We start from the raw sequence: 3894 nt of genomic DNA, 5'->3' as shown, positions 1-3894 counted from the left end.
AGGTGCCAGATTCCAAGATGGAATCGAGGTCATCGAATTGAAGCCGCAGAGCGCCGCTTGATCAGCCTCGTCACCCAAATTCCAGCATAGCTCGCAAAGGTCGTTCCTCAACTTGAAATCCTGATGACCCGCGATCCCAAGTGGACGCCGCGAGAGACATACGCTTATGCGCTTGCCTATATTGGCACGCGGGGCGTACCGGCCTTGAGCCGCCTGATGGCGGATGAAGAGGAGTGGCGGACGGAAGGCCTTTGGAACCTTCAGCAATGCGCAGCCGCGCTTGGCTCACTTGGACCCACCGCTGCCGCGGCTCGACCCGCTCTCATGCAGGCGCTAACTCGCTCCTATCAAGGGTTTGGCGGCGAGTACAACGAAATGGCCAAAGCGTTCCAGCTGACACCCGACGAGGCGGCATCCGAGATCAAGATTGTGCTGATCCAAGCGCTTGTGAATGTTTCCGATCCCCAGCGTGAGGTTCGTGACGACCTCATGCGCTACATGGAGGCGGAGAAAAGCCCAAAGCTTCGGCTGATTGCCGCCTGGGGTGTCGGCTTGTTGTATGCCGAAGTTCGGCCCGGCCTCAACCTCGCGGAAACAACGCTTGCTGCCTCCGACACAACGGATACCGAACTGCAATTGGCCGCTTTGGCGGTGTTGGATGACTTCAACTCCATACCTGAAGCGCACGAGAAGATAGGCTTGCTCCTGCCTGCGATCCGCAAACTCGCCGATGGCGCCAATGACGATATCAAGGACGCAGCTAGTAAGATCCTTGACAACGTCGCACAGCCATCAATTAACGCGGCCATCCAATGGATGAAAAAAAGAGACTTCAAGGCCGCGATCAAAGAGGTCAACACCGCTCTGTCAATAAATCCGACAAGTACAGAATCGATCCAAATCCGCGCCGAAGCCGAACGAGAAACTGGAGACCTCGACGGCGCGGTGAAGGATTATTCGGCAGCACTTGATTCTTCCGATTATGTTTTTTGGGCCCAGCACGCCTTAAAGAACGCTGGTCTTCTTGATGGCGAACTCACGGGTGAAATCGACGAAGAGACCCGCAAGGCCTTGCCCAAATGCGTGCGCGACGACAAGTGCTACGCCATGCTCAAGCAGTTCAATTGACCGAGGGCAGGTACTAGCTCATCCGCCTGATGCTGACGATCAGCCACCGCATTCACTTCGCGACTGAGGTCTGCTCTTGGGCTACGACGCGGTTTCCATCAATGACCGGACAGCGGCGCATATCAGACGCGCCGAATTGGGCCGAGAGCCGATTTTCCGATCCCGAAATTCGACTGGACAGGCAGCCCTTGCAAGAAAGCTAATGCTTCAATATCTGGCTGAGGAACAACTTGGTTCGGTCATGGCGCGGGTGGCCGAAGAACGCGTCGGGCGTGCCCTCCTCGACGATCTGGCCGGCGTCCATGAAGATGACACGGTCGGCGACCGCCCGGGCAAAGCCCATCTCATGCGTCACGCACACCATGGTCATGCCGTCGCCGGCAAGTTCCGTCATGGTGTCCAGCACCTCCGAGACCATTTCCGGGTCGAGGGCGGAGGTCGGTTCGTCGAACAACATGACAGCCGGTTGCATGCACAGGCTGCGGGCAATCGCTACTCTCTGCTGCTGGCCGCCCGACAGCTGGACGGGAAACTTGTTCGCCTGCTCGGGAATGCGAACCCGCTCGAGGAACTTCAGCGCGGTCTTGCGCGCCTCCTTTTCCGGCACGCCCCTCACCCACATCGGACCGGCCATGCAGTTCATCAGCACCGTCATGTGCGGAAACAGGTTGAAATGCTGGAACACCATGCCGACGTTGGAGCGCACGTCGGCGACGTTGCCCATCTTGCCATGCAAGGCAACGCCGTTGACGGTGATATCGCCCTCCTGATGCGCCTCCAGGCGATTGAAGCAGCGGATGAGCGTCGATTTGCCGGAACCCGAGGGGCCGCAGATGACGATCCGCTCGCCCTTGTGGACGGTCAGGTTGATGTCCTTCAGGACGTGAAAGGCGCCGTACCACTTCGATACGTTGCGCGCTTCGATGATGGCATCAGCGCTCATCTGATCTTGCTCCTGCGGTAATGCCGCTCGATCCGCGCCTGGATCAGTTCGAGGCAGATGGACAGCATCCAGTAGATCATGGCAGCCGAAATCAGCATCTCCATGTGCTGGAAGGTCTTCTGGCCCAGTGTGCGCGCCAGGAACATCAGCTCCCACACGCCGATGACCGAGACCAGCGAGGAATCCTTCAGCATCGAGATGAACTGGTTGCCCGTCGGCGGAATGATGACCGGCAGCGCCTGCGGCAGGATGATACGGCGCATTGTCAGCGCGAAGCCGAAGCCCATGGAGCGCGATGCCTCCCACTGGCCGCGATCGATGCTTTGTATGCCGGAGCGGAAGATCTCGGTCATATAGGCGCCGTAGCAGAGCGAAAGCGCCAGGATGCCTGCAGGCACGGCATTGATGACGAAGCCAAGTTGCGGCAGGCCGAGATAGATCAGATAGACCTGCATGAGCAGCGGAAGGCCGCGGAAGAAGGAGGTGTAGAAGCTGGCGATGGCGTAGGCGAAGCCATTGCTGGAAAGCTTGGCGACCGCACCGGCGACCGCGATGACCGAAGCGATGACGATCGAGATCGCCGAGACGTAGAGCGTGGTGACAACGCCCTGGCTGATCAGGAACGGCAGCTTATCCCTGATAAAGGGCAGGCTGAGATGGAACGTCTCGAAGAAGGCGATGAACAGGAGCAGCAGTTCGAGCCAGACGATGCCGATCTGTAACTTGAGCGGCGCGAACCCGATCAACACGACGTTCAAGGTGAAGATCACCGCTATGGCGAAGGCAATGGCAAAGCGGCCGTAGAAGCCACTCACCGATGGTTCGCCGATCACCGGACGCATCAGTTCGGCGAAGCTGGTGCCCGACATGTTGAAAGCCATGAAGAGAAGCAGAACGACGCCGAACATCGTCGCCACGAACCAGGGTTTGTGGACGAGGATTTCGGCTTCGACGGTATCGGGATAAAGCATCTTTGAGCACCGGCTGTTCGGCGGCCTGCCCGGGGGCAGGCCGCCTTTGAAGGGCTAGTTTGTCTTCGAATAATCCTGCCCGTACCACTTTTCGGAAAGCTTGCTCAGCGTGCCGTCCTCCTTCATCGCTTTCACGGCGTCGGCGATCTTGGCGGAGAGTTCCGGATCGCCACGTTCGATGGCGATCGCCAGCGGCTCGTAGAATACCGGATCGCCCACCTGCTTGATCGGGTAGCCGGCCTTCTCGGCGTCGAGGATAGACGGCAGCGAAGAGACCACCGCGTCCAGACGCACGCCGTCGCCGAGGCGAAGGTCGTCGAAGGCAGTCGTCGAATTCTCGTAGGAGTGGACCTCCTTCGGGTTGAGCTTGTACTCGAATGGCGGCGCGCCGTCGGCGTCGAGCGTCAGATCCTTCTTGGCATAGGCCTCGAAGGTGGAGGTGCTGGTGGCGCCAACCACCTTGCCGTCGAGGTCGGCCAGCGTCTTGGCCTTGCTGTCCTTGTGCACGGCAACGGCCGCCGGTGTGTAATAGTAGACGGCCGGAAAATCGAAGATCTCGGCGCGCTTCTTGGTCGGCGTCATCGAGCCGGCATGCATGTCCCAGCGCCCTGCCCAATTGCCGGCGGTGATAATGTCCCAGCCGGGCGTGATGAACTCGACCTTGACGCCGAGGTGCTTGCCGATCGCCTTGGCGACGTCGACATCGAAACCGTCCAGCTCGTTGCTGGCATTCACGAAGGACTGCGGCGCCCAGTTGGCGGAGCTATGCTGGAATTTGGGTGACGAGGCTGATCAAGCGGCGCTCTGCGGCTTCAATTCGATGACCTCGATTCCATCTTGGAATCTGGCACC

The 3894-nt window shown here is 59.4% G+C and carries 3 protein-coding genes and 1 pseudogene; 1 reads left to right on the top strand and 3 read right to left on the bottom strand.

Going from position 1 to position 3894, the window contains the following annotated elements; all coding sequences use genetic code 11:
- The first annotated feature begins 123 nt into the window (after positions 1 to 123).
- Positions 124 to 1128 carry a tetratricopeptide repeat protein gene (locus BLS48_RS34145; RefSeq protein ID WP_091586646.1) on the top strand — a complete coding sequence of 335 codons (1005 nt, stop codon included), beginning with the start codon at positions 124 to 126 and terminating at the stop codon, positions 1126 to 1128.
- 199 nt (positions 1129 to 1327) lie between these two features.
- Here the strand turns inward: BLS48_RS34145 and BLS48_RS34140 are convergent, their stop codons facing one another.
- From BLS48_RS34140 to BLS48_RS34130, 3 genes and pseudogenes are all read right to left on the bottom strand, one after another.
- A complete protein-coding gene (locus tag BLS48_RS34140; RefSeq protein WP_091586644.1) occupies positions 1328 to 2071 on the bottom strand; it encodes an amino acid ABC transporter ATP-binding protein in 744 nt (247 codons plus the stop codon).
- The gene (locus BLS48_RS34135; RefSeq protein ID WP_091586642.1) at positions 2068 to 3042 is read right to left on the bottom strand and encodes an amino acid ABC transporter permease; all 975 of its coding nucleotides are present in this window, start codon (positions 3040 to 3042) and stop codon (positions 2068 to 2070) included. The genes BLS48_RS34140 and BLS48_RS34135 overlap by 4 nt, the downstream gene beginning before the upstream one ends.
- Before the next feature lie 54 nt (positions 3043 to 3096).
- Positions 3097 to 3792, bottom strand: a pseudogene (locus BLS48_RS34130) (transporter substrate-binding domain-containing protein); the annotation flags it as partial.
- Between the last annotated feature and the right edge of the window lie 102 nt (positions 3793 to 3894).

Origin of the sequence: Mesorhizobium qingshengii, assembly GCF_900103325.1 — a bacterium.
In the GTDB taxonomy this organism is placed as follows: domain Bacteria; phylum Pseudomonadota; class Alphaproteobacteria; order Rhizobiales; family Rhizobiaceae; genus Mesorhizobium; species Mesorhizobium qingshengii.
Note: the sequence above shows the minus strand (reverse complement) of the source record. Positions and strands in the feature narration are given on the sequence as shown.